General features: G+C 57.8%; 20 protein-coding genes. 9 read left to right on the top strand and 11 right to left on the bottom strand.

The annotated features are described in order from the left end of the window. Window positions 1-3: 3 nt before the first annotated feature. The 4 genes from ACQZ6F_RS19315 to ACQZ6F_RS19300 form a co-directional block, all read right to left on the bottom strand. Window positions 4-1,074 carry a dipeptidase gene (locus tag ACQZ6F_RS19315; protein WP_449093978.1) on the bottom strand — a complete coding sequence of 357 codons (1,071 nt, stop codon included), beginning with the start codon at window positions 1,072-1,074 and terminating at the stop codon, window positions 4-6. A gap of 176 nt (window positions 1,075-1,250) precedes the next feature. Next, window positions 1,251-2,276: an ABC transporter permease gene (locus ACQZ6F_RS19310; RefSeq protein WP_068389786.1), complete on the bottom strand. Its 1,026-nt coding sequence runs from the start codon at window positions 2,274-2,276 to the stop codon at window positions 1,251-1,253. A 32-nt stretch (window positions 2,277-2,308) separates the two neighbouring features. After that, the gene (locus tag ACQZ6F_RS19305) at window positions 2,309-3,850 is read right to left on the bottom strand and encodes a sugar ABC transporter ATP-binding protein (RefSeq protein WP_174072663.1); all 1,542 of its coding nucleotides are present in this window, start codon (window positions 3,848-3,850) and stop codon (window positions 2,309-2,311) included. Between the two features lie 72 nt (window positions 3,851-3,922). Continuing rightward, window positions 3,923-4,852 (bottom strand): sugar ABC transporter substrate-binding protein, encoded by a 930-nt coding sequence (locus ACQZ6F_RS19300; protein ID WP_068390096.1) that lies wholly within the window; start codon window positions 4,850-4,852, stop codon window positions 3,923-3,925. Window positions 4,853-5,221: 369 nt separating this feature from the next. Here ACQZ6F_RS19300 and ACQZ6F_RS19295 point away from each other — a divergent pair, with 369 nt between their 5' ends. Next, the gene (locus ACQZ6F_RS19295) at window positions 5,222-5,728 is read left to right on the top strand and encodes a DUF1993 domain-containing protein (RefSeq protein ID WP_068389779.1); all 507 of its coding nucleotides are present in this window, start codon (window positions 5,222-5,224) and stop codon (window positions 5,726-5,728) included. Between the two features lie 46 nt (window positions 5,729-5,774). Here ACQZ6F_RS19295 and ACQZ6F_RS19290 read toward each other — a convergent pair whose 3' ends face one another. The 4 genes from ACQZ6F_RS19290 to ACQZ6F_RS19275 form a co-directional block, all read right to left on the bottom strand. Beyond that, a complete protein-coding gene (locus ACQZ6F_RS19290) occupies window positions 5,775-7,346 on the bottom strand; it encodes an alkaline phosphatase family protein (protein WP_449093979.1) in 1,572 nt (523 codons plus the stop codon). Then, window positions 7,324-8,307 carry a UDP-glucose 4-epimerase GalE gene (gene galE, locus ACQZ6F_RS19285; protein WP_077470476.1) on the bottom strand — a complete coding sequence of 328 codons (984 nt, stop codon included), beginning with the start codon at window positions 8,305-8,307 and terminating at the stop codon, window positions 7,324-7,326. Before galE ends, ACQZ6F_RS19290 begins: the two co-directional genes overlap by 23 nt. Before the next feature lie 153 nt (window positions 8,308-8,460). Then, window positions 8,461-9,141, bottom strand: a complete 681-nt coding sequence (locus tag ACQZ6F_RS19280) for a YoaK family protein (RefSeq protein WP_449093980.1) — start codon at window positions 9,139-9,141, stop codon at window positions 8,461-8,463. A 153-nt stretch (window positions 9,142-9,294) separates the two neighbouring features. Next, window positions 9,295-9,483 (bottom strand): hypothetical protein, encoded by a 189-nt coding sequence (locus tag ACQZ6F_RS19275; RefSeq protein WP_449093981.1) that lies wholly within the window; start codon window positions 9,481-9,483, stop codon window positions 9,295-9,297. Window positions 9,484-9,743: 260 nt separating this feature from the next. On the opposite strand from ACQZ6F_RS19275, the gene ACQZ6F_RS19270 reads away from it, so the two are divergent. Then, the gene (locus ACQZ6F_RS19270) at window positions 9,744-11,030 is read left to right on the top strand and encodes a nucleotide sugar dehydrogenase (RefSeq protein WP_449093982.1); all 1,287 of its coding nucleotides are present in this window, start codon (window positions 9,744-9,746) and stop codon (window positions 11,028-11,030) included. Window positions 11,031-11,058: 28 nt separating this feature from the next. Here ACQZ6F_RS19270 and ACQZ6F_RS19265 read toward each other — a convergent pair whose 3' ends face one another. After that, window positions 11,059-11,976, bottom strand: coding sequence for a UDP-glucose 4-epimerase family protein (locus ACQZ6F_RS19265; RefSeq protein WP_449093983.1), 918 nt, complete (start codon window positions 11,974-11,976; stop codon window positions 11,059-11,061). 178 nt (window positions 11,977-12,154) lie between these two features. Between ACQZ6F_RS19265 and ACQZ6F_RS19260 the strand changes: the two genes are divergently transcribed. Further along, on the top strand, window positions 12,155-12,730 hold the full coding sequence (locus ACQZ6F_RS19260; RefSeq protein ID WP_449093984.1) for a sugar transferase: 576 nt from the start codon (window positions 12,155-12,157) through the stop codon (window positions 12,728-12,730). Window positions 12,731-12,889: 159 nt separating this feature from the next. Continuing rightward, window positions 12,890-14,317, top strand: a complete 1,428-nt coding sequence (locus ACQZ6F_RS19255) for an O-antigen ligase family protein (RefSeq protein ID WP_449093985.1) — start codon at window positions 12,890-12,892, stop codon at window positions 14,315-14,317. Window positions 14,318-14,713: 396 nt separating this feature from the next. Here the strand turns inward: ACQZ6F_RS19255 and ACQZ6F_RS19250 are convergent, their stop codons facing one another. Together ACQZ6F_RS19250 and ACQZ6F_RS19245 are read right to left on the bottom strand one after the other, a co-directional pair. Then, entirely contained in the window at window positions 14,714-16,384 is a 1,671-nt protein-coding gene (locus ACQZ6F_RS19250; RefSeq protein ID WP_449093986.1) for a DUF6119 family protein, read from the bottom strand. 237 nt (window positions 16,385-16,621) lie between these two features. After that, entirely contained in the window at window positions 16,622-17,593 is a 972-nt protein-coding gene (locus ACQZ6F_RS19245) for an AbiV family abortive infection protein (protein ID WP_449096337.1), read from the bottom strand. Window positions 17,594-17,627: 34 nt separating this feature from the next. On the opposite strand from ACQZ6F_RS19245, the gene ACQZ6F_RS19240 reads away from it, so the two are divergent. The 5 genes from ACQZ6F_RS19240 (at window position 17,628) to ACQZ6F_RS19220 (ending at window position 26,614) form a co-directional block, all read left to right on the top strand. After that, window positions 17,628-19,394 carry a DUF262 domain-containing protein gene (locus ACQZ6F_RS19240; RefSeq protein ID WP_449093988.1) on the top strand — a complete coding sequence of 589 codons (1,767 nt, stop codon included), beginning with the start codon at window positions 17,628-17,630 and terminating at the stop codon, window positions 19,392-19,394. A gap of 99 nt (window positions 19,395-19,493) precedes the next feature. Then, on the top strand, window positions 19,494-21,680 hold the full coding sequence (locus ACQZ6F_RS19235) for a type I restriction-modification system subunit M (RefSeq protein WP_449093989.1): 2,187 nt from the start codon (window positions 19,494-19,496) through the stop codon (window positions 21,678-21,680). Then, complete coding sequence (locus ACQZ6F_RS19230) at window positions 21,677-22,951, top strand: restriction endonuclease subunit S (RefSeq protein WP_449093990.1); 1,275 nt, start codon at window positions 21,677-21,679, stop codon at window positions 22,949-22,951. The genes ACQZ6F_RS19235 and ACQZ6F_RS19230 overlap by 4 nt, the downstream gene beginning before the upstream one ends. After that, the gene (locus tag ACQZ6F_RS19225; RefSeq protein ID WP_449093991.1) at window positions 22,948-23,535 is read left to right on the top strand and encodes a hypothetical protein; all 588 of its coding nucleotides are present in this window, start codon (window positions 22,948-22,950) and stop codon (window positions 23,533-23,535) included. The genes ACQZ6F_RS19230 and ACQZ6F_RS19225 overlap by 4 nt, the downstream gene beginning before the upstream one ends. A gap of 7 nt (window positions 23,536-23,542) precedes the next feature. Then, window positions 23,543-26,614, top strand: a complete 3,072-nt coding sequence (locus ACQZ6F_RS19220) for a type I restriction endonuclease subunit R (RefSeq protein WP_449093992.1) — start codon at window positions 23,543-23,545, stop codon at window positions 26,612-26,614. The last annotated feature ends 19 nt before the right edge of the window (window positions 26,615-26,633 follow it).

Genomic DNA, 26,633 nt, shown 5'->3' with positions numbered 1-26,633 from the left:
ATGTCAGGACGCACTCGTTGAGTTGCCTTCCTTCCAGGCGGACGCCAGGACGCGAAGCCAGTTCTCCCTGCACAGCTTTGCAAGATCTGCCTCACCATATCCAACGTTCCGAAGAGCGGCAATCAGCTTCTGGTTACCTGCTGCATCGCTAATTTCCTCAGGAATGGTGGCGCCGTCGAAGTCCGATCCGAGGCCGACGCAATCGATGCCGACACGCGAAACAAGATGATCGACGTGGCGCACCATCGCCTCCAGCGGCGTATCGGCATCCGAGCGCGCATCCTCGCGCAGCATGGCCGTCGCATAGTTGAGACCGACGATGCCGTGGCTTTCCTTGATCGCGTCCAGCTGCTTGTCGGTGAGGTTGCGCGCAACCGGCGTCAGAGCATGGGCATTGGAATGGCTGGCTACGAGCGGCTGGTCCGATGTCCTGGCGACATCCCAGAAGCCCTTCTCGGTGATATGGGCGAGATCGACGAGGATGCCGAGCTGGTTGCACGCACGCACCAGCGCGAAGCCGGCATCCGTAAGGCCCGGTCCGGTATCGGGAGAGCTCGGATAGGCGAACGGAACGCCATGAGCGAAGACATTGTTGCGGCTCCAGACGGGACCGAGCGAGCGCAGCCCGGCAGCGTAGAAGGTTTCGAGCGCGACGAGATCGGCATCGATGGCTTCGCAGCCTTCCATATGCATGACAGCCGCGAAGATGTCCTTTTCCATGCAATCGTGGATATCAGCGGTGGTGCGGCAAAGCTTCCAGGCGCCGGCGCGATCGAGCCTGAGCGCAATCGCCGCCATTTCGAGGGCGATATCGAGCGACTGTGCCCGTTCCAGAGGAGCGGCCAGCGGTGTCGCATAGTGACCGTTACTGTCCGGATCGGCGAAGACGAGATCGCCCGATGGAATGTAGATGGCGCAGAGACCGCCGGCGAGACCACCCGCCTTGGCGCGGGGTGCATCGATATGGCCGCTCGATATCCCGTCCCTGAACTCGGCGATCGGATCGGCGCCATCGCGCTGGTGATGCCAAAGTCTCAGAAGAACGTCGTTATGACCATCGAATACGGATTGCATCGTCTATCCTGGATGAAGCGCCCTCGAGGGCGAATGGAAAGCGGCCAGAATAGAAAAGCTGACAGGATTCGCCATAGCCAAAAGAAAAAAATTTGCATTTGCATGCAATGCCGCAGTCAAATGCAAAAGGCGGGGCAAAACCCCGCCTCAAATTTACCAATGATGTTTCAGGCAGCTCAGCGCTTGGCGCGCTTCTTCTGGCGATAGACGTCGATGGCGACGGCGGCGATGATGATGACGCCCTTGGCGATTTCCTGGTAATAGGCATCCACATTCAGGAAGGTGAAGCCGGAAATCATCACGCCGAGAATGATCGTGCCGATCACCGTACCGGCGATGCGCCCGACACCGCCGGTGAGCGAGGTGCCTCCGATGACGGCCGCTGCAATGGCGTCCAATTCATAGGTGACGCCCATGCCCGCCTGCGCCGTCTGGACGCGGGCAGCGGTGATGATACCGGCGAGACCGGCCAGAAGGCCTGCAATTGCATAGACCTTGACCAGATGTCCCTCGACATTGATGCCCGAGACGCGCGCCGCCTGCACATTGGCGCCGATCGCATAGGTGAACTTGCCGTAGCGCGTATAACGCAGCACCACATGGAAAATGACCGCGATGATCAGGAAGACGACGACGGGCCAGATGCCGGAGCCGATGAAATTGAACTGATCGGTCAAGCCCGAGATCGGCTGCCCCTTGGTATAGAGTTTCGACAGGCCGCGCGCCGAGACCATCATGCCGAGCGTGGCGATGAAAGGAGGGATTTTCGTCCGGGTGATGAGCTGGCCGTTGATATAGCCGGCGAGAAGGCCGATCAGCAAACCGATGCCAATCGGAACGAAGAATGGCATGTCGGTCAGTGCCGGATAGACGGCGCGGGCCCATGTCGAAGACTGGGCGAAACTGGCCGCGACCATGGCCGTCAGGCCGACGACGGAACCGGACGATAGATCGATGCCGCCTGTAATGATGACCTGCGTCACGCCGACGGAGATGATGCCGATGACGGAGACCTGCAGGATCATGATCTTCAGGCGCTGCAGATTCAACAGGAAGCTCTGGCCGACGAAGATCCAGCCCAAGACTTCACAGAGAAGCGCGATGCCGATCAGCACGAGGAAGATGCCGAGTTCCGGCGGAACGCGGCGGCGTCTCGGACGGGTCAATGCCGGTGCGGCGGCCTCTGCAGCTTTGCTAACCATGGTTCAGTCCTCCCTTGCGACGGTTGGCGGCGTCACTGCGCGGCCAGCTCCATCACCTTCACTTGAGTTGCGTCCGCGCGATCCAGGAATCCGGTAACCCGTCCCTCATGCATCACCATGATGCGGTCGCTCATGCCGAGCACCTCGGGCATTTCCGAGGAGATCATGATGACGGCGACGCCGTTGCGCGCCATTTCGGTGACGAGACGATGGATTTCCGCCTTGGCGCCGACATCGATGCCGCGGGTCGGTTCGTCGAGGATCAGGATGCGGGGATTGGTGAGCAGCCACCTGCCGATCAGTGCCTTTTGCTGATTGCCGCCGGACAGGTTTTCGATGCGCTCATCGAGGTTCGGCGTCTTGACGCGCAACTTCCTGGCCATCTCCTCGCAGACCTGCTCGATCGCGCCCTCCTGCACGAAGCCCCCTCGCACGAACTTGTCGTGCAGCACGGCAACCTGCATGTTTTCGAGCACGCTGAGGATGAGAAGACAGCCGGTATCCTTGCGGTCTTCGGTCAGGAACGCCATGCCGTGACGGATCGCCGCCGCCGGGGAGGAAATCTCGACCTTCTTGCCGAACAGCTCGATGGTGCCGGACGACGCAGGCGTCACGCCAAAGAGCGTCTCTGCGACATTCGACCGGCCCGATCCCACCAGCCCGGCAACGCCGAGGATTTCGCCGGCCCTGACATCGAAGGTAATATTCGAGAAGACGCCATCGAGGCTGAGATCCTTGACCGAGAGGACGGTATCACCGATCGGCACCTCTTCCTTCGGAAACATCTGCGTAATCTCGCGACCGACCATCATGCGGATGATGTCGTCGCGCGTGACGTCCGTAGAGGCGTGGGTGCCGATATATTTACCGTCGCGGAACACCGAGAATTCGTCGGCGATCTCGAACAGCTCGTTCATCTTGTGGGTGATGTAGACGATGCCGATGCCCTGTTCGCGCAGGCCCCGGATGATCTCGAACAGATGCGCCACTTCGCGCTCGGTCAGAGCCGAGGTCGGCTCGTCCATGATCAGCACGTCGGAATTGTAGGAAACCGCCTTGGCGATTTCGACCATCTGCCGGCTGGCGACCGAAAGCTCGCTCACCTGGATTTCAGGGTCGATGGAAATGTTGAGGCGGCTGAAGAGCTCTTCCGTCTTGCGGCTCATCTCGGTGTGATCGACGAAGCCGAAGCGGTTCTTCGGCTCGCGGCGGATCCAGATATTCTCCGCCACCGTCATGAAGGGCATCAGGTTCAGTTCCTGATGGATCATGGCAATGCCGTTTTCCAGCGCATCCAGAGGCGATTTCAGCCGGATTTCGACGCCCTTGAGGCGCACCTCGCCCTGGTCGGGAATATAGATGCCGGCAAGGATCTTCATCAGCGTCGACTTGCCGGCGCCGTTTTCACCCATCAGTGCATGCACCGTGCCGCGCTTCAGATGGAAGGAAACATCGTCGAGGGCCAGAACGCCTGGAAATTCCTTGCGGATGCCGTCTGCGCTCAGCAGAAAGGCCGAATTGGGGACGGCGCCGCTGGCGCGCACCGCAGCCATGGTCGATGGGCTTACAACCATTTTTCCCTCCCGGGCAGATCAGATTTGTGGGGATGCGGGCTCAGGCGCCCGCATCCGTCGATCATCGCGGCATCAGTTCTTCTTGACGAAGTCCTTGACGTTCGCGGGCGTCACGAGCTGGAAGGGAATGTAGACCTTCTTGTCGACCTTATCGCCCTTTGCAAGCTTCAGCGCGGCATCCACGGCGCCCTTGCCCTGGCCGGCAGCATCCTGGAACACGGTGACCTTCAGGTCGCCGGCCTGCATTGCAGCCAAAGCATCCTGCGTCGCGTCGACACCGGCAACGACGATCTTGTCGAGCGACTTGCCCGAAGCCTTGAGCGCCTGGATGGCGCCGATCGCCATTTCGTCGTTGTTGGAAATCACGGCATCGAATTCGAGGCCGCTGGAAAGCCAGTTGGTGACGAGGTCGGCGCCCTGGGTACGCTGCCAGTTGGCAGTCTGCTCCTGGACGATGGTAATGCCCTTGCATTCGTCGGTGGCGAGAACGTCATGTACGTCCTTGGTGCGCATACGGGCTGCCTGGTTGGACAGTTCGCCCATCATGACGACGGCCTTGCCCTTGCCGCCGAGAAGCCTGCACACTTCCTTGGCTTCCAGCGTGCCGGATTCCTGCTCGTTGGAGGCGACGAAGGCCTGCTTCTCCGGAAGACTGTCGACGTTTGCCGGCTCGCGGTTGACGTAGATGAGCGGGATCTTGGCATCGGCGGCGAGCTTGGAAATCGCGGCCGTCGCGTCGGTATCGACCGGGTTTACGATGATGGCATCGACCTTACTGGCGATGAAGTTCTGCACCTGGCTCTGCTGCTTGGCGATATCGTTCTGAGCGTCTTCGACCTGCAGCGTCACGCCGTTCAGGCCCTTTGCGTAGTCCTGCATGCCGTTGCGCAGAACGGTCAGGAAGTTGTCGTCGAACAGCGCCATCGACACGCCGATGGTTTCGGCATGAGCCGCGGTCGACAACATGAGCGCCATCGCCGAGCCAAGAATAAATTTCTTCATGTTTTCCTCCCAGATACGGTGCCCGGCCACACCCCTCCTAAATGCCGGAACCCTCGGTCTCGACCGCAGGGCGTCTATTCAATTCGGCCACCACTCCCATGGTGGCCACGCTAAAAACGGAACAAACAAACCGTAAAATTCTATATGCGGAATATTCATTCCATTTTTCATGACAAACGTCAACACTAATTTCAGACCGCATCGCAGGAGGGGGCGAAGGCGGATTTATTGTCGCTGCTACTGCAAGAATCGGCCGCCGAACCTACATAGGGACACCCCGCCCGATGGAACGGTTATTTCATCGCCACAGGAGCGGGTTAGAATGCCGCCGATCCCGGCCGCCCGAGCGGCCCGCAATGGAGAACAAACATGCCCTCGATGTACAGTTTCTCGGTCCCCGTCTTTCAACGCGGCCTGCAAAACCTTTCGGCCTATCTCGACAAGATCGAAGCCTATGCCACTGAGAAGGGTATCGAGCCGAACGAGCTCGTCGCCGCACGCCTCTTTGACGACATGCTACCGCTTTCCGGTCAGTACCAGCGCGCTTCCGACACGGCAAAGCTCACCATCGCCCGGCTCGCGGGCATCAATGCCCCGAGTTTCGAAGACAATGAGACAACCGTCGCCGACCTGCGCGAACGTCTGAAGAAAACCCAGGATTTCCTGGCGACGGTGACGCCGGAGATTATGGAAGGCAGCGATGTCAGGGAAGTCACCATCTCCCCGGGCGGCAACAAGACCGTCTTCAAGGGCGAAGATTATCTTGCCAAGTTCGCGCTGCCGAACTTCTTCTTCCACCTCACCACGGCACACGGAATATTGCGCAGCCGCGGCCTGCCTGTGGGCAAGATGACCTATCTAGGATCGTTTGCCTGAAGAGTGACATCAGGAAAATTGCGTAAGAGCAAATAGCTGGAACGACTCAGGGCCGGCGCGAAACCGGCCCTTCTTCCGTCAATTCCGTATAGGCGAGCGTCTGGTCCAGATGCTCCGCTCGCAATGAGAGAAGCTTTTCGGCATAGGCAAGCCGCATGGCCATGTAAGCGCTATCCTCTGCGACGTTCGAAAGCTCCATCGGATCTTTCACCAGATCGAACAGGACAGGCGGCAAGCCGGCAAAATGGACATATTTGAACCGCTCGTCGCGGATAACGGCGAGATTGCAGGCATTGGACCTCAGGCCAAAATGCCGCTCGGGGCTTTCGTTGGCGATGTCGCGAAAATCGAACTCCCAGAACGCGGCGTCGCGCCAGCTATCCGGGGCAGAGCCCCCGATGAACGGCAGGAGGCTTTCGCCATCGACATGGTTTTCAGGCGCGATGCCAAGCCGGTCGCATAGCGTTGGGAAAATATCGGCAGAGCTGGTGAAATGCTCCACCTCCCCGCCACCCGCGACAGGTTGGGCAGGGTCACGAATGACGAGCGGCACATGATAGCTGGCGTCATAGAAGCCGCCCTTGCCGAGCATCCAGTGATCGCCCATCATCTCGGCATGGTCCGAGGTGAAGATGATCAGCGTATCGTCCCAGGCACCGGCATCCTTCAACGCCTGCCAGATGCGGCCGAGCTGCGCGTCCACTTCTGAAATCATGCCATAATAGATGGCGCGGATCGCTGAAAGATCCTGCGCAGACCAATCCGCGATGGAACCTTCACCACCATACATGAACCCGCCCTTGCCGATCTGCGGCAGGGCAAAAGCAAGCAGCGGATGAGCAGACATTTCCGTCTGGCGATCGATCGCCCGCGCAAAGGCCGGGCCATCGGCGGCGGAGAACATGCGATTATAAGGCTCCGGCACCGAAAACGGCGGATGCGGCCTCAGAAAGGAAACATGCGCGAACCAGGGCGCGTCCTGCTCGCCAAGCCAGCGGATGAACTCCCCGGTCACGAAGGCCGTCTGCGTCTCATCCTTGGAATAGGCGGGCGCATTATTGGAAATCTCGCCGGGCGCGGCGCCGACAGGAATATGGATATCGCGGCTGAAAGCATCGGCGTGGCCGCGCGACCGCAACCAGGACAGCCACTGCTTCTCATGCTCGGGCAGGAGCTGCCGCGCCGTGAAGCCGGGCAGCACGCCCTCATAGGTCGTCAGATGCGGATCGCTTGGGTCCTTGCTGCGCGGATCGGGCGCCGTGTCGGTATAGCCGAACAGCGTCGGATCGTAGCCTGCCCGCCGGGCCGCAAGAGCCAGATTATCGAAACGCGCATCCAGCGGCGAACCATTGCGGCAAACGCGATTGTTCATCTGGTAGAGGCCGGTATAGAGCGTCGCCCGCGCCGGCGAGCAAGGCGCGGCCCCGGCATAATGCCGGCGGAAGAGCACGCCCTCCCGCGCCAAGGCATCGACATTCGGCGTCTTGACACAATCATGACCAACGGCGGAGAGGCAATCGCCCCGCCATTGATCAGCTGAAATCAGCAGCACATTCGGGCGCTTGCCCTTGACGCTACCCGGAGACGAAGACCGCTCAGTGCTGGTTGGATTTGGCATGCCAGTTCCATGCGGATTCGATGATGCCGGTCAGATCATATTGTGGCGACCAGCCAAGGATATCGCGGGCCTTGTCGTTATTGGCGACGAGCGTCGTCGAATCGCCCTCGCGACGGCCGACATATTCGACCGGGAACGGCCGCTTCGACACGGTCTCGATCGTTCCCAGCAGCTCCTTGACCGTCGTACCCGTGCCGGTGCCGAGATTGAGGGCAACGGAGTCGCCACCGCGCAGTAGATATTCAACGGCGCGGACATGGGCATCGGCAAGGTCGAGCACATGGATGTAATCGCGAACGCAGGTGCCGTCGCGGGTATCATAGTCGCTGCCGAACACTTTGAAGCCCTGGCGGCGGCCAAGCGCTGCGTCGATCGCGAGCGGAATGGCATGGGTTTCCGGCGTATGCCATTCACCGATGCGTCCCTCGAAATCGGCGCCGGCAGCGTTGAAATAGCGCAGCACCACGGAGCGCAGGCCCTTGTACTGATCGTAATCGGCAAGCGCCTGCTCGACGATATATTTGGTGCGGCCGTAGGGATTGATCGGCACCTGCTGATGGCTCTCATCGAGCGGCACGCTCTGCGGCAGGCCGTAGGTCGCGCAGGTGGAGGAAAAGACGAAGGCATTGACGCCCGCCGCCTGCGCCGCCGACAGAAGCGTCAGCGTGCCGATGACGTTGTTTTCATAGAAGGATACCGGGTCCTTGACTGACTCGCCCACTTCGATCAGCGCGGCGAAATGCAGGATGGCGGCCGGCTTGTGCTTGGCAAGGACTTCATCGAGGCGCGCCCGATCACGGATATCGCCCTCTTCGGCCGGGCCCCATTTGACGAACTCGCGATGCCCATTGGAGAAATTGTCATAGACGACGGGCTTGAACCCCTTGTTCGCCAGATCCAGACATGTGTGCGAGCCGATATAGCCGGCTCCGCCGACCACAAGCACCGTTTCTCCTGCCATGCTCACCCCTTCTCAATTCACCAACAATCTGCCGCCCCAAAATGCGGCGAACCGGCTTCGATCCGACGCGTACACTTAGAGAGCTGTAGCCGACTTGCAAGGTTGGAGAAAGAAGCAAGATTGGCACGATCAGAAATGGATGGAGACGAAAAGCTAAGCCGGCTTTGCCGATCTGCCGGCATGCATGAGAATTCCCGCAAGCGCCAGCACCGGCGGCAGCAGGAAGCAGACCATGCCGAAAAGCAGGAAAAGCGTTGCCGCCACCGCGCAGCCTAAAGCAAAGCCACCGACAGCCGCCCCCATGCGGCCAAGCCGCGCCTTTGTTGCGGCTTTTTCCTCGGGCTTGGCGCCGCGCAGGAGATCGGCGATATCGATCATGATCTGTGTCGTCGTGCCTGTCATCATCGTCGTCGGCGGTGTCGAGCCGAGATGGATGCGGTGCGCCGTCGTCTGGATCGCCATCGCCGCAATCAGCGTCATTCCGGTCACGATCGCCTGCCAGCCGTCGCCATCGGCAAACGGGCCAAACCGCATAGCGAAAAACGCCGCAAGCACCAGCAGGAAAAATTTCAACGTCAGGACGATCTGCAACGTCGGCAGATTGCGCCGCGACAAATCTCCTCCAAGCAGGCGAGCGAGAACGACCACGACACAGAAAACCGGCAGCGCCAGGAGCTTGGCGACGGCACCCGACGTGCCCAGCGCCAAAGTGGCACCAAGCGTCACGAAATTACCGGTAACATGTGCGGTGAACAAACCATGCAGGGCAAGAAAGCCGGCCGTATCGACATAGCCGCCATTGATGCTGAGAAGGGTGGACAGGCTCGGCTTCATCGGCTCCTCATCGTCACGGATAATCGCTCCGATCTTATCGCGCTGAACAGCTGCCGATGTCGAGATGTTTGCGTGTCTGCGCCGCTCAAGCTTTATTGCTTAAGCGGCGCTATTCCCCAGCCAGCCGAGGCAAAGTGCTGATTGAAAGCTGACCTATTCGCCGCGCTCGCCTTCAAGCCGGGCAATCTCGTCGGATACTTCCGCGATCCGCTGCCGCAACTCCGCCTCGGTACCGTCTTCGACCTCGCCGTCACCGAAACAATAGCGTGCTATATGCAGCTCAAGCTTGGCTTCGAGATCCTCGCGCTGGGAGCGTAGATATTTGAGATGGCTGTTTCGCATCGCGAACCACCCTTTCCGAGAAAATAACTCTCACCCCTATAAATAGGTTCGGGACGGGAAAGTTTCGATGTCCATATCAGGCGCATTGCCAAAACCAGCCCCACAACCGGCCGCAACCCCGTATCTCCAGCCTATTGCAAAGCCGGCAGCCGATATTCACATTCACGCGACCCGCAGCAGAAACCGCGCTTGTGGCAAATATTGACGCTGACACGAGCCTCAGGTTTGGGCTAATTCAGGTGGAGTGTTCGAGGTATGCTGTGTTGAATGAAAAGATTGCCGTTATCGGCCTGGGTTATGTGGGGCTGCCCGTCGCGATCGCGCTTGCAGAAAAATTCCATGATGTGGTCGGTTTTGACATCAAGGCCTCCCGTGTCGCCGCACTGAAGGCTGGTGACGACGATACTCGCGAGGTTTCGGCCGAAAAGCTGAGAGCAAGCGGATTGCGCATCAGCAGCGACATCGAGGATCTGCGGGATCGCAATATGTTCATCGTCGCCGTGCCGACGCCGATCGACCGCAACCGGCAGCCGGATCTGAGGCCGATGATCTCCGCCTCGCGCACGGTTGGCAAGGTGCTGCGCCAAGGCGGGGTCGTCGTCTACGAATCCACCGTCTATCCCGGCGTGACCGAAGAAGTATGCGGCCCGGTGCTCGCGGAAGTCTCGGGCTTGCGCCAGGGCGAGGATTTCCACGTCGGCTATTCACCGGAGCGCATCAACCCCGGCGACAAGGAACACACTTTCGAGCGCATCGTGAAGGTGGTCGCCGGCGACGACGAGGAGACGCTGGAGAGGATTGCCGCCGTCTATGGCGCAGTGGTCGAGGCCGGCATTCACCGCGCCCCCAGCATCAAGGTCGCCGAAGCCGCCAAGGTGATCGAGAACACCCAGCGCGACGTCAACATCGCCCTGATGAACGAGCTGTCGATCATCTTCGAAAAGATGGACATCCGCACTGCCGACGTGCTGACGGCGGCACGGACGAAATGGAATTTCCTGCCCTTTACGCCCGGCCTCGTCGGCGGCCACTGCATCGGCGTCGATCCCTATTATCTCACCGCCAAGGCGGAAGAACTCGGCTACCATCCGGAGGTCATTCTGTCCGGCCGCCGCATCAATGACGGCATGGGGGCATTCATCGCCCAGAAGCTCATCAAGATGCTGGTCTCGGCAAAAAGACCGATCAACGGCGCCCGCATCGGCATATTCGGCCTGACTTTCAAGGAAAATGTGCCGGATCTGCGCAACAGCCGCGTGCCCGATATTATAAGCGAGCTGCACCAATTCGGCCTGGAGCCGCTGGTGCACGACCCGATGGCAAACCATGCGGAAGCGGAAGAAGAATATGGCATACGCCTGGCGGCGCTGGAGGATTTCGGCAAGCTCGACGCTCTCATCCTCGCCGTTCCCCATAAATCCTATCTGGCTGGCGATGCTGCCGATATCCTCAATCTGCTCAGCGAAAACGGTGTAGTCGTCGATGTGAAAGCGGCGCTTGACCCGGCCAACCCCCTGCTGGAAGGTCATTCCGTCTGGAGCCTGTAAGGGTCACGACAATGCGGATGCGCTGTCGTCAACGACCGACAGTTGCCGCCAGCCCTTCCTCGATCGAATAGGGCGGTGACCAGCCGGTGGTCGCCATCGTCTCGTCAATATCGACCTGGAGCGAGCCGAGCAGACGCTGGGCCGCTGCCCGGCGGCCCAAGAGTGCTGCAAGCCCCTCCAGCAAGGCGGGTGGCACCGGCAGCATCATGGCCTTTTTCCCCTGGGCCGAGGCCAACTTGCCAATCAACGCGCCGATAGAAAGATCCGCGCCGTCGCTGATGAGAAAAACACGATTTCCAGCGTCCGGATGACGGACGCAGAGCAGCATGAAGTCGACGAGATTGCCGACGAAAATGAGCGATCTGCGGTTGCGGACCATGCCGAACGGCCAGGGGAATGGCCGGGCCGCCCATTTCATCAGGCTCGCAAAATTCGCCTTCACGCCGGGTCCGTAAACCAGCGGCGGCCGGATGATGATGACCTCCATGCCGGTCTCGGCGGCAATTGTCAGCAGCGCCTCTTCTGCCTCCAGCTTCGAGCGCCCATAGTCATCTTCCGGGTGCGGCGCATCCGAAGCCTTGAATGGCCTCCCCGGCCGGGTTTCCTCACCATTGACCTTGATCGAGCTCAGAAAGATGAACCGCCGGACCCCAGCCCGCGCCGCCTGCCGCGCCAGATTGACCGTGGCGTCGACATTGACGGCGCGAAAGGCGGCGAGCGGATCGACCGCACTCTCGTTCATGACATGCACGCGGGCGGCCAGATGCATGACGGTATCGACGCCGGCAAGCGCTCCGGACCAATCCGTTGCGGCATCGATCGCGCCGATGGCAACGTAACCTGGCCGCAACGCACGGCTGACCGGCCTATACTCCATCTGCCGCCGGGACAGTTCGGCACAAAGCGCCTGTCCGACAAAACCCGTTGCGCCAGTAACCAGGATCATGGGTTCATTGCCTCTGCTTGTTGTGCTCAAACATGCTTTGCATGGGATATCTGCCGAGAACAAGGCCGGGGAATCTCATGCCGGACGGTTGTGCACCAATCCGCAATATGAGATGCACAAAACACCCAAACCGCCATCGCCGCCGCCCGAACCGGCGGCGACGCAACGACAAGAGACGATGCTTTATACGATCGCCAAGCGCCTTTTCGATTTTCTTGCCGCGCTTGCCGCGGCCATCGTCTTTTCCATTCCGATCCTGATCGTCGCCATTGCCGTGCGTCTCACCTCTCGCGGCCCCATCCTCTACTGGTCCGATCGTGTCGGGCGCGGTAACAGGATTTTCCGCATGCCGAAATTCCGCAGCATGCGCACCGACACACCCGCCGTAGCAACGCATCTGCTGAAGGACCCCAAGATCTATCTGACGCCGATCGGCTCCTTGCTGCGCAAATCCAGCCTGGACGAGTTGCCGCAACTCCTTTGTATCCTGAAGGGTGAGATGAGCATCGTCGGTCCGCGACCCGCTCTTTTCAACCAGCACGACCTGATCGCCTTGCGCACCGAACGTGGCGTCGACGCACTGCTGCCCGGCCTCACCGGCTGGGCGCAGGTCAATGGCCGCGATGAACTGCCGATCCCGCAGAAGGTGGCGCTGGACGAAGACTATCTGCAGCGGCGATCCTTCCTCTTCGATCTCAAGATCATCTTTCTGACGGTTTTGAAGGTGGTTCGGCGCGATGGCGTTACCCATTAGCAAGCACCCGACGAAATCGATGTCGCCGAGGCGCCGGCAGGGGAAAAATGCCGCATTCCTGCCCCCTTGCGGCCCTAACGGCCTTCATGGGGACGTCGCAATGCCGGGCAATACGACAAATGTGAACGAAGGCGGACGACGACATTGGACGACTCGCGCATGAATAAATCGCATGCTGATCTCGCAACCCGCCCCTCAGGCGTGACCAAGGCTGCGGGCGCGATGCCGAAAGCCGTCGCTATCATCGGTGGCATACTCTGGCTTTTGGTGGCCTCGCCCACCGTCGTCGAAAGCGACGCCTATCGCTATGCAACCGCGCTCCTCTCGCTGATCGCCCTCTATTACTACATGAAGGCACCGTTGCGGCCGCGCACGGACTGGGTCGGCTGGCTCTGCATGGGCTGGGCCTTCTATGTCATGGCCCGCTTCGGCATCACCCTTTGGCTGACGCCGCAGCATGATATCGGCGCTTCGGACTGGCTCTATGCCTTTCCCTTCTTCTTCCCGATCATGGGCGTCGCCTTCCTGCTCTATGAAGAGGTGATGGAAAAGATTGTCGCGGCCTATTTCGCCATGGTCCTCGTCATGCTTGTGGCAACCCAGCATCTGCGCGAGGTTTTCGCCGGCGAAACCATCCGCCCCTTGATCATGAACAATCAGATCCACGGTGCCGTCGCCTGCGGCATGATCGTCATCTTCACGCTGTTCTGGCTGCTGCATTACCTGACGGAAAAGTCCGCCGACCGGCGCATCGCCCGTTTCGCCTATATTGTTTCGCCCTTCATCTTCGCGCTCTGTTTCATCGCTATTTACGGCGCCAAATCGAAGGGCGTCTGGCTGGCGCTCGGCATTTCCATCCCGCTCCTGGCGCTGGTCACGCTGACCTATCTGCGCATGAAGAGCGGCCTCATCGCCATCGTCGTCGTGGCGGCGCTGCTGATCGCCGGCATCTATGGCGTCAGGCACAATCTCGACAAGACGGCCGGCCCGACCGTGGCGGCAGCATTGTCCATGGTGGAAAAGGTAACCGGCAGCCACGATGTCGGCGATGTGGTCTCAAGCGCCATCAGCTCGACCAACACCCCGGTATCGATGGATGAGCGCCTGCAGCTCTGGTCCAACAGCTGGGAAGTCTTCTCCTCCGCGCCGATTTTCGGCTGGGGCAACAGATGGCTCGAGCGCTGGGCCGAAACGCGCTACTCGCACATTCAGTACACGCTGCTGCACAATGGCTATCTGGAGATCCTGGTGCGCTACGGCCTGTTCGGCGCCGCCGTGATGGCCTTCATGCTCGGCGTCTTCATCCGCGCCGTCTGGCGCGCCCGCAAGGCAGGCATCATTCCGCGCGCCGCCTGGCATGCCTATATCATGTGCCTGTTCTTCTTCTCGTTGACCTTGCTCAGCAACTCCAACAACCGCCTCGCCATCGGCGAAAGCCTGGCCTTCGCCTCCTCGGCCTTCGCCTGCTGGTGCCACATGCGGCTGAAGGGCGAATATCTGGCGGCGGCAAAGCCACCCATGCAGACGGAAATAGCTGCGAGAGGGTTATCCGTCGACGCGAAGAGAGGACATGACCGAGAGTCATGACAAGGCAATCCGATCACCAGCTCCATGAGCTGGATCCGGGTTGCTCGAGAGCGAACGGGATTTGCCGTATCCGAATGAAAATTCCTGAAAATCAGGAGAAGCGGCGCGCGACGCAACATTGAAGTCGCGCAATCGCCAAGCCTTCTAGGCTTTGTCTATCTGATATAGTTGCTGAAAGTGTTTGGCTGGGGAACCTGGATTCTCACATGATTTCAATGGCTTAGTGAGGGACCCTTGAAATTCCTTGTATTTTCCCATCGCGAGCGACCGTGGATGCCACCTTTGTGCCCTGGCTTTGGGCCTCAGTCAACAGGACTTGGCGAGCGGTAATTATTTCCGCTGTCCGCCTGCGAATTTAAGGCCAGTGCCTGAAGCCTGGCTCAGCAAGGTGCATCTTTACTCTGCAGCCTCGACCGATACCTCAAGCGGTTCGTCAGCCACTGCTTTCTTCTTCCGCTTCTTTTTCCGACCCTCAGCAGCAACAGCTTGATCCGCGATGAAGATGACACTTCCAGGCACATCCATGAGCTGCAGTGCCTTCATTCCCCGCATGAGGCTGATACGGGAAAAGAGCGGCAGGTTCAGGGACCTTCCTGCAGGGTCTTTTCGTGTGACAATGCCAAAGACGATGCGGTATTTGCGGTCGCGCACAAGCGCTACAAGGGAGTCCGGGTCGCCTCCCGCCATTAGATCACGGACAAGTGCCTCCAGCTTGTCGACCGCCTGCGGCTCCAGTCGCATCAGTTCGACAGCGTTAACGCCTTGATTGAAAAGATGGCTAAGTTGCGCCGACAGTGTTGAAACTTTGATGTGGTAGAAGGTGGCAGCACCATCGCGCACAGCCAGCAGATCGCAGGGCTCCACCGCGCTATACCCGTCCGGGCTTATATTCTGTGTATCGAGGCAGGCGATGACCGCATCGCCTGCAGCTACCGCCGCATTGTATTCACCCTCACTCGCATGAGCGTAAGCCGGTAGGTCGCTCGCAGTGAATAGCGGGTCCAGATAGGCGCTCAGGCGGGCGATATAACTATTCTCGATACGGTACCAATTGCCTTCGCAGAGGTGGAAAGTTTCGCTTTCCATGTCTTCCAGGGTCGTGTCGAAAACAAGGCTCCTAAAGATGCTATAGCGGTCACGGCCGTTCCCATCCTCGTCGGTGAGGACCAGTGCGTGCTTCCGCAAATCCTCGACGCTCAGTTCGTCAAAGTCGACGGTATGTTCATCGAGATACGCAAAGTACCGGCCGATGTAGACATCGTCATACACGAGGCCGCGCCCGGCACCCGTGAACGTCACGTAGAGATTGTCGCTATAATTGATGATTTCAGGGACAGTGATGTTGAGGTCGGGATCCCGCGCGCGGAATGCAGACAGGAGGCGACCATTCAATTTTTCTATCTGCGCTGGGTCGCGTACCGGCACGATGTTCTGAATTTCAGGGAACGCATCCTTGTAGGTTTCGCTCTGGTATAATGCCAGCAGCTTATCGCACAGGTCCTGCAACGCGTCTGCTTCCACATCAGTGCTGATGCGGAGGTTGCTTGCGCCAGTAGCGTGGCGGAACAGGTCCTGATGCTCGTCGCGTACCTTGCCGGTCAGACTTCTTAGGATCGAGCTGTCTCGATCGAAATCGAACAGCGTTAACTCGGATTCCATCGGCAGTTGTGTGCGCTGGCGCTTGGCTGCTCCAGGATCGAGTGTATCAGTACTTTTAAGCTTACGCGGATCAAGGCTGTTAAGCGTGACCCGTAGCCCGAAATCATATTCATAACAGGAATCGAGCAGGTTATGAGCAACGTGCCCAAAGGATAAGGCAAAAAATCGCTCGCCGACTGGCATGATAATGAGCGCGCCTTTAGTGACCTGAGTAAGTTCTTTCTCGATACTAAAATAGCTCTTCCACCATGGTGGGCGGGGCACGCTGTCCAACACAAACAATGATGCGTTCTCCGGGAGCCGCTTCGCGTCGACATCATTGGCGAGCACATGATCCTCGCGTAGCGCGTTCGTCGCATCGTAACCCTCCTTTAGGAGGTAGATCGAAAATCCTCTGCTCTTTGGCATATTGTCTCCCCTGGCGTCTGCAACGTGAGTATTCGTGCCACTTCAGATGTCGGCGACAGATTTTATTTATGCATGTCAGTACGGAGGCTGCGTCACAATCGGTTGCAGTTAATGTCAGTTGTGGCCGCTCAGTAAATTTCGCCAGGATGAAGCATTGAGCGCAGATTAGCGGAAATTATTTCCGGCAACGTCGCTGCGGCAAGTTACATGGATTTGTTACGTTGAAAAGTAGGTAAGTTAATACTCGCCCCACCCGCCACCGACTTCAGACCAATAGGCAGCATCGCGCTCGGCCTCGAGCTCTTCTAGCGGGATCTTGATTAAATCAAACTCCAGGTCGTACATAGGTAATTGCCAATTCCGCAGCAGGAACACCTGATGTCCCCGTGTAGCGTGATCTTGCAGCAAGCCAGCGGCTTCAAGTCTATCTAGCGTCAGTCTTATTATCCGCTGTGCCTCGTGATGCTGCGGTTCGGTTTGACCGAAGTACGGCTCTTCGACACAAAAATCCTTCGTCGCCCACACGTCGGAAACAATGTTCAGCGCCGACTCTGAAAAAACGCCAACTGCGCTGAGTGCCTCGACGACCTGCAGTGATGGTATCTGCGATGGCGAGAAGTGGAAATCGGTATCGGTAGGGACGCTCCAGAAAGGCTTGCCATCCTCATACGTTTCGATATCGACGTACATTCGGCTCTCTCTTTTATGGAGAATCGAGTTTGGAAATATGAACTCACTGAAGGGGCCGTCGACATAGTGAGCCCGCCGCTCGAAATCGACGTAGCGCCGAAGTTCGAAGAGATCAACGGCATGCCATCCCGCTGCCTCAGCGTAGATTAGTCGAGCAAGATGGCTGTAAAAGGGCTTCAATAGTCTTCCGATTTGTTGTGCTCGACGTTTCGGAGGGCAACGGACGATATCCAACATTATTAAGATCTTTGCAGCCTCCTCCATCGCGAGGCTGGTAAGCACTTCAGCCTCGCGGCTGCCATTGGGCAAGCGTTCTGAGGCTTTTGAGAAGCCTCGTGCAGATGCCAAGAGATGAGGAAGCCCCTCCGCAAAAAACTGCAGCCGGTCGGCGTTGCTCATTTGAGTTAGTCGGGATGCCTGCTTTAAGCCGATGTTCGGGGAACCCATTTCTTGTCGCAACTCCCTATATTTCGTTGCTTCCAGTTGGCCATTGAACGCGTCGTTGATATGAAATCGCAAAGGTTTATCGCAAATCGATTCGGAGGAGTAGGAGTTGTATAAGCCTGGGGGAACGATTGCGGATGCATTGGGGCGCATTCAGAACAAGAGCTACGTACTGCCAGCCATCCAGCGGGAGTTCGTTTGGAAACCTGAGCAAATCGAAAAGCTATTTGATAGCCTCATGCAAGGCTATCCATTCGGCACGTTCCTGTTTTGGAAGGTCGAGGCTGCGACCAGCGGAAAGTTCAAGTTCTACGATTTTGTTCTGAACTATCATCAGCGCGATGCTGCTCACTGCCCTGAACTAGGGCGATTGCATAATCAGACCGTCACCGCGGTGCTCGATGGCCAACAAAGATTGACCGCTCTCAATATCGGTCTCCGGGGCTCAATGGCGATCAAGCAACCCAACAAGTGGTGGACAAACCCCGACGCCTTCCCTGTACGGACACTGCGACTGGATCTGCTGGCGTCACCGTCTCCAGACGAAGACGGCGTTCGCTATCGCTTTCGTTTCCTCGACGATCAACAAGCAGCGCGCCACGAGGACGCCTGTTGGTTCAATGTCCCAGACATTTTGGCTATGAAAGATGGTCCAGCAATGCTGACCTCTCTCATGCAGTTGGGATTGCAAGGTGGAGACCTCGAGCGGGCCTATGCGACCCTCGACCGCCTTCATCGCGTCGTTCACGCTCAGCCGCTCATCAGTTACTATGAAGAGGAGACACAGGACCTGGAGCGCGTCCTCAATATCTTCATAAGATTGAATTCCGGCGGCACTGTCCTGTCCTATTCTGACCTGCTACTCAGTATCGCAGTTGCCCAGTGGAAGCAGGTTGATGCACGTGCCGAGATCCATAAACTCGTTGATGAACTCAACCGCATAGGAACCGGATTTGCGCTAAGTCAGGACTTCGTTTTGAAGGCCGGGCTTATGCTGGCTGACATCGCCTCAGTCGGCTTCAAAGTCGAAAATTTCACGACCCAGAATATGTTGGCGTTGGAAGCGAATTGGTCGGCTATCCGGTCCGCTCTATTGAGAACAGTCGAACTCGCCGCCACATTCGGCTTGAATGGTCAGACACTCCGAGCAGACAGCGCACTGCTTCCCATTGCCTATTACCTCTACAAGCGGAACGCACCGGCTAACTATTGCACCCACAGCTCCCATGCGGAGGATCGAGATGCGATCCGCGGGTGGTTGATAAGATCAATCGTTAAGGCGTCGGGTATCTGGGGCAGCGGTCTCGATACGTTGTTGACGGCCCTTAGAGAGGTCATCCAATCCAGTGACCTGACTGCGTTCCCGGTGGATAAGCTTCGTCATGTTATGAGCCAGCGCGGTAAGTCACTCACGTTCGAGCCCGCCGAGATTGAGGACCTGCTGCACATGGAATACGGCGACAAACGCGCCTTTCCACTTCTGTCCCTATTATTCCCGTTCGTCGATCTGAGAAACCAGTTTCATCTTGATCATGTGTTCCCCATTTCGAGGCTTTCAGTGGCCAAGCTGCGAAAAGAGGGCTTTGACGAAGCCCTGGCTGAAACGATGGCTGCCCATGCCAACGCCCTGCCCAATCTGCAACTGCTGGAGGGAGCCATCAACAACGAGAAGAGGGCGTCGCTGCCTCACGACTGGTTGACCCGATCATATCCGGATGGTCAGTCTCGCCAGCATTACCTCTCGAAACACGAGCTTGGAAACGTTCCTGCCGATCTGAGAGGCTTTGAAGTCTTCTACCGCGACCGGCAGGAGCGCATAAGGCATCGGCTTTACGCGTTGCTCGGCGGGGAGGCCCAGAACGCCCAAGCTCTTTGACGCCTGCCCGGATGGCTATTTGATTGCTGTCTCACTGTCCATCTGGGTGCCACTTCGCTATCACGCATCCGATTTGAATAATGAAAGTCCGCTCTCAAAATGAACGTCCAACTCCATAACCAGCTCAAGTCAGATATCTGGGAAATCGCTAACAGACTCCGAGGGCCATACCGCCCGCCCCAGTATCGTCTGGTTATGCTGCCGATCGTTGTCCTGCGGCGACTCGATTGCTTGCTCGAGCCCAGCAAGGACGCCGTCCTGGCGCAGTTCGATAAATTGACAGCACAGGGCATGCCCGAGGCTGCCATGGAGCGCATTCTCGGAAAGGCTGCGGATCCGAAGCGTAAACACCCGCTCTACAACACCAGTCGGTATACGTTCGAACGGTTGCTCGGCGATCCGGAAAACATAGCCCCGAACCTCGTTTCTTACATCAATGGTTTCTCGTCCACGGCCAGGATGATTTTCGAGAAGTTCAAGTTCACCGACCAGATCGAAAAGCTCGACGCCAGCAACCGGCTTTTCACTATCGTCAAGGCGATGGCCGATGTGGATCTACATCCGGACCGCATCGACAACCTGCAGATGGGCTATCTGTTCGAACATCTGGTGATGCGCTTTAACGAACAGGCGAACGAGGAAGCCGGCGACCACTTTACCCCGCGCGAAGTCATCCGCCTGATGGCGAACCTCGTCTATACGGGCGAGCAGGACGTCTACACGCCGGGTATTTTCCGCACGATTTACGACCCTGCCTGCGGCACGGGCGGGATGCTGTCCGAATCGGAAAAGTTCATCCTCGGTCAGAACAGCCAAGCCAACCTTGCCTTACACGGGCAGGAGTACAATGACGAGTCCTGGGCTATCTGCTGCTCGGACATGCTCATCAAGGACGAGGACACGAAGAACATCGTGCTTGGCGACACGCTGGGCGATGGCAAGACCCGTGACGGATTCGAGGGGAGCAGCTTCCATTACATGCTCGCCAACCCGCCATTCGGCGTGGAGTGGAAGGACCAGAAAGCAGTCGTTGAACGCGAGCACAAAGAGATGGGCTTTTCTGGTCGCTTCGGCGCTGGCCTGCCCGCAATCAATGATGGTTCGCTACTCTTCCTGCAGCACATGATTGAGAAGATGCACCCCTACGAGCAGGGCGATGAGAACGCGACTGGCTCCAAGATCGCCATCGTCTTCAATGGTTCACCGCTGTTTTCGGGCGATGCCGGGTCCGGTCCATCGAACATCCGTCGCTGGATCATTGAGAATGACTGGCTCGACGCCATTGTCGCGTTGCCGGATCAGCTTTTCTACAATACTGGCATTTTCACCTATGTCTGGCTTGTCACCAACCGCAAGGCCGCAGAGCGGCGCGGCAAGGTGCAGTTGATCGACGGCACGCGCTTTTTCGACAAGATGAAAAAGAGCCTGAACAATAAGCGCAATGAGATCACTGACGATCAGATTAACGACCTGACGAAAATCTATGGCGGCTTCAAAGATGGCGAACGGGCCGAAGTCATCACCGATCACAAGACGGGCGAGAAAGACACCCGTGTGGTCTCTCGTGTCTTCGAGAACCATGAGTTCGGCTTCTTGAAAGTGACGGTTGAGCGCCCCTTGCGCATGAATTTCGAGGCAACGTCAATGCGCATCGCGCGGCTAGACGAACAGTCCGCGTTCACCGCTCTCGCCATCTCCAAGAAGCGCAAGGATGCAAAGGCGGTCGAGGCCGAGGAAGTCGCTGGGCGCGCCGAGCAGGATGCCATTCGCGCCATGCTTTCGACTCTGGAGACCAAAGGCCGCTACATGGATCGCGAGGCGTTCGATGCCGACCTGGCTCGCGCTGCCAAACGCGCGGGGCTGAAGCTGGCGGCTCCCATCAAGAAGGCGATCTTTTCCGCGCTTGGTGAGCGTGATCCAGACGCCGAGATTTGCTGCGACAGCAAGGACAGACCTGAGCCAGACAGCGAGTTGCGCGACACCGAGAATATCCCGTTGCCCGAGGGCACCACTTTACCGCTGCCCATGCAGTTCGGGCCGGACAAGCCCAATGACCGGTTGATCGAGGCATTCCGCGACGTGATCGACGCCTACATGGCGCGCGAAGTTCTGCCGCATGTGGGTGATGCGTGGGTCGATTACGACAAGTCCAAGGTCGGTTACGAAATCCCGATCAACCGGCATTTCTACGTCTACAAGCCGCCGCGCTCACTGGACGACATCGAAGCCGACATTGGCGCACTGGAAGGAGAGATCGCCGAGCTCCTGAAAGGGTTGGTCGCATGAGTTACTTCGCTTACAGCGACGAGCTGCCCGGTTGGGTGGCGAAGGTTCCGGATGGCTGGGGAATGGATTGGCTGAAATGGTCGGTCGAATTGTCCACCAAGCGCCCAACTGAATCAGAGCAAGAGTGCCTTCCTTACATCTCGAACGAGGATATTGCGTCCTGGACGGGACAGCTTCTCATTGAGGAGCCTAAGCCGGCCGAGGCGGATAGCCGGGTATTTCAGAAAGACGATGTTCTTTTCAACAAGCTTCGCCCCTATCTCGCAAAGGTCTATCACGCAACATTCGATGGCGCGAGCTCAGGTGAGTTGCTGTGTCTTCGACCGTCTAAAGTTGTTGAGCCGCGTTTCCTCTTTTATGTGCTTGTATCCAAAGGATTCATCGACGCCATCAACTCCGAAACCTTCGGATCAAAGATGCCCCGCGCGGACTGGGAAATTGTCGGGCATCAACCGCTACCCTTGCCGCCCCTCAAAACTCAGCAGCGGATTGCACGGTTTCTGGATGAGAAGACGGCGCGGATTGACGGGCTAATCGAGAAGAAGCGCGCGCTTCTCGACCGACTGGCCGAACAGCGGCAGGCCCTCATTGCTTGTGCGGTCACCAAGGGCCTGAACACCGACGCCCCGATGAAGCCCTCCGGGATCGACTGGCTCGGCGACATCCCGGCAAATTGGCAAGTCAAGAGGTTGTCTTTCGTTAGTGACGTTATCGACTGTAAACACAGAACGCCGGAATACGTTGACGACGGTATCCCGCTGGTGAGTACGACAGAGGTAAAGCCGTTTCGCATTGACTATGCAACCAAACGGATGGTCAGTGATGATGAATTTGAACTGATGTCCGAGGGCGGTCGGAAGCCTCACCCTGGCGACATTATCTACAGCAGAAACGCTTCAGTCGGTTCGGCGGCGCTTGTAAAGACAGCAGATCCACTTTGTCTAGGTCAGGATCTCTGCCTAATTCGGCCGAAAGAGATCAACCCTGAATTCTTGGAGTTTTTCTTAAATTCTAGGGCATGCTTGGAGCAATTAGATCGAGAATTAGTCGGCGCGACGTTTAAGCGAGTCAATGTAGACGCAATAAAGAAATACTTCTCGCTTCTACCTCCTGCTGAAGAACAGGAGGCAATTGTGGAAGGGCTGAATGAACGCCTCGCCAAGGAGGAGGCGTCTTATTCAAATGTCGAGAGGAGCCTTGATCTCCTAGTTGAATACCGCGCGGCGACCATTACCGCTGCGGTAACAGGTCAAATGGCTGAACTCGCATGACACTCGATGCGTCCAGCTACTTCGATCATATCAAGGCGTACATCAGCGACGAGTACATCGTTCATCGCGGTGATGGGGGCGAGATCGTACTTCGTGAGAAGTACTTCCGCGAAGGCGAGACCAAGAAGACAACGCGTGAGATTAGGCTGCCCTACAAGGGCAAGGCATTCGCCATCAAGCTCGATGGTCGCAACAACCCGCTTTTCCATTTCCTTGATGATAACGGCAAGGAATGGTCAAAACGCTGCGACTTCGTCGTCTTCCAATGTTTCAACCGGAAGCTAACGGCATACCTCTTCGAGTTCAAGACAAAGAGCCTTGATGCGGGCTCGATCATCGACCAGCTAAAATCGGGAGCGCATTGGTGCGCCTGTTTGCGAAAGGTCGTCGCTCAATATACTGGCGACAACAGACCCTTGAAGGTCAAGAAGTTCGTCCTGACCGAAAATAACAATCCTGACGCATATCTCGATGGTGACAAGAAATATCTCGCACGGGATCCCTCCGTTCGTCACTATCACTACGATGAGATCGAAACACTCGGGCTCGATGAGCTTGAAAATGACTCCGTGAATACGGTTTGAGGGCAATATGGCCGGGCATACAGAAAGCGATTTTGAGACAGCCATCGAAGCTGGACTGGTCGGCGCGGGCGGCTATGCTATGCGCTCACCCGCCGATTATGACGAATCGTTGGCGTTGTTTCCCGCGGATGTATCCGGCTTTCTCAAGGACAGTCAGGCGGCAAGGTGGGCACAGCTTGAAGCCCTGCTCGGGGCGAAGACCGAAGCGACGGTGCTGGACAGCCTCGCCAAGGAACTCGACATCAAGGGCACGCTCCACGTCCTGCGGCATGGCTTCAAATGCTACGGCAAGACCTTCCGGCTGGCCTATTTCCGGCCCAACTCCGGGATGAATCCCGAAGCTGCCGCGTCCCATGCCGCCAACCGGCTGACCATCACACGGCAGGTCGCTTTCACCTCGGTAATGAAAGGCGCCGATGGCAAGAACCGTCGCTGCATCATCGACGTAACGTTGAGCCTAAACGGCCTTCCTGTGGCGACGGCGGAGTTGAAAAACCCGCTCACCGGTCAGCGCGCGGCGGACGCCGTAAGGCAATACCGTGATGCACGCGACGAGCGTGATTTGCTGTTCGCCTTCAAGAAACGCGCGTTGGTGCATTTCGCGGTGGACCCGGACGAGGTGTGGATGACCACGCGCCTCAAGGGCAAGGAGACGGTGTTCCTACCCTTTAACCGGGGCAATAATCATGGCGCGGGCAATCCACCCGTTGAGGGCAACTGGAAGACCCATTACCTTTGGGACGAGGTGCTACAGGCCGACAGCCTGATCGACATCCTGCAGCGCTTCATGCACCTGGAGGTGAAGGAGCGGCAGGTCAAGACCGATAAGGGTGTGCGCACCATCCGCAAGGAAACGATGGTGTTCCCCCGCTATCACCAGCTCGACGCGGTACGCAAACTCGTCACCCATGCGCGCGAGAACGGCGCGGGGCGGAACTACCTTATTCAGCACTCGGCGGGATCGGGGAAGTCGAACTCCATCGCGTGGCTGGCGCACCGGCTAGCAAGCCTGCACGACGCTAACGACGAGAAGGTGTTTCACTCGGTCGTGGTCGTCACCGATCGGCGCGTGCTCGATCAGCAATTGCAGAACACCATCTATCAATTCGAGCACAAGACCGGGGTGGTCGAGAAGATCGACGAAGACACCCAGCAACTCGTTCGCGCCCTGTCGCAGGGCACGCCGATTGTTATCACGACGATCCAGAAGTTCCCCTTCATTTCGCAGGCGCTCTCCACTCTTGAAGGCAAGGGAACAGGCGTGAAGATCGACACGGCGGGCAAGCGCTTCGCCGTGATTGTGGACGAGGCCCATTCCTCGCAAAGCGGCGAGACCGCCACCGCGCTCAAGGGGATGCTGAACAAGGACGGTATTGAAGCCGCAATCGCGGCACAGATGTCGGACGAAGAGGACGACGATCTTTCCGACGACGCCAAGGCCGCAATGTTGCGCGATGCGCTGAAGCGCGCGCGTCAGCCAAACCTCTCGTTCTTCGCCTTCACCGCAACACCAAAATTCAAGACCAAGGTGCTTTTTGACGAGCCGGGTCCGTCCGGCACATCGCCCTTTCATGAGTACACCATGCGGCAAGCCATCGAAGAAGGCTTCATCATGGACGTGCTTTTGAACTACACGACCTACAAGCGCTTCTTTGGCCTGATCAAGCAGGTAAAGAACGACCCCGAAGTGCCGCGTAAGAAGGCGGCGAAGGCGCTTACCCGGTATCTGGAATTGCACCCGGTCAATATCGAGCAAGTGGTATCGGTCATCGTGGAGCACTTCCGGCTCTACGTCATGCACGAGCTTGGCGGGCGGGCCAAGGCTATGGTCGTCACAAGCTCACGACTCGCCGCCGTCAAATACAAGCTGGCCTTTGACCGCTATATCAGGAACAACGGCTATACCGGCATTCGGTCATTGGTGGCCTTTTCAGGTACGGTCGAGGACCCCGAAGATCCTGGCGCGTCCTACACCGAAGTTTCCATGAACGAGGGCCTAGCCGAAAGCGAACTGCCCGAAACCTTTGAGCGCGACGATTACCGCGTGCTTCTGGTCGCCGAGAAATATCAAACCGGCTTTGATCAGCCCTTGTTGCAGACCATGTACGTAGTCAAGCGCCTGGCAGGGGTGCAGGCCGTGCAGACGCTCTCCAGGCTAAACCGCATGGCTCCCGGCAAGGCGCGCACCTTCGTGCTCGATTTCGCCAACGAGGAGGACGACATCTACAAGGCGTTCAAGCCCTATTACGAGGCGACGCCGATTGGCGAGAATGCCGATCCTCACCGCCTGTCCGAGTTACAGCACAAGCTATTGGAATGGGCGATTTTCGCGTCGGATGACGTTAATGCCTTTGCCGAGGTATGGTATCGCGGCAAACGTGATCATTCGGCCACCGATCACCGCCTGATGAATGCGGTGCTCGACGCGGTGGTGCAGCGGTTCAACGATAGAGATGAGCAACACCAAGACGAATTTCGCAGTCAGTTGACCGCATTTCGGAATCTTTACGCGTTCCTTTCTCAGATCATACCCTATCAGGATAGTGAGCTCGAGAAGCTTTACGCGTTCGTTCGCAATCTGATTTCAAAACTGCCGCCTCCAGGCGACGGGCAAGCCTTTACGTTGGACGACGAAGTTACCCTTCGCTTCTTCCGGCTACAGCAAATGACCGAAGGGTCAATTGATCTGGGATACGGTGAGACCACACCGCTCAAAGGGCCAACCGACGTCGGTACAGGAGGATTCAGAGAGGAGGCAGTTTCATTGTCTTCGCTAGTCTCAAAGCTCAACGAGCGGTTTGGGACCAATTTTACGGAAGCTGATCAATTCTTTTTCGACCAGATCCGGGCAAGCGCTGAAGAGGACGAAAAAATTGTCGAAGCTGCGAAGGCAAACAACCTCTCCAACTTCTCATCTTATCTGGAACGGATGCTTGATGAACTGTTCATCGATCGCATGGAAGGGAACGAGGAGATCTTCTCAAGGGTGATGACAGATAAAGATTTTCGATCGGCAGCGCATGAACATCTCGCTCTTGAGATTTTCCAGCGGATCCGAGACGGCCAGCCTCGGAAATGAAATGCAAGACGGACTTTGA

It is taken from the genome of Rhizobium sp. A22-96 (genome assembly GCF_053521805.1).
This window is presented reverse-complemented; position numbering and strand designations above follow the sequence as displayed.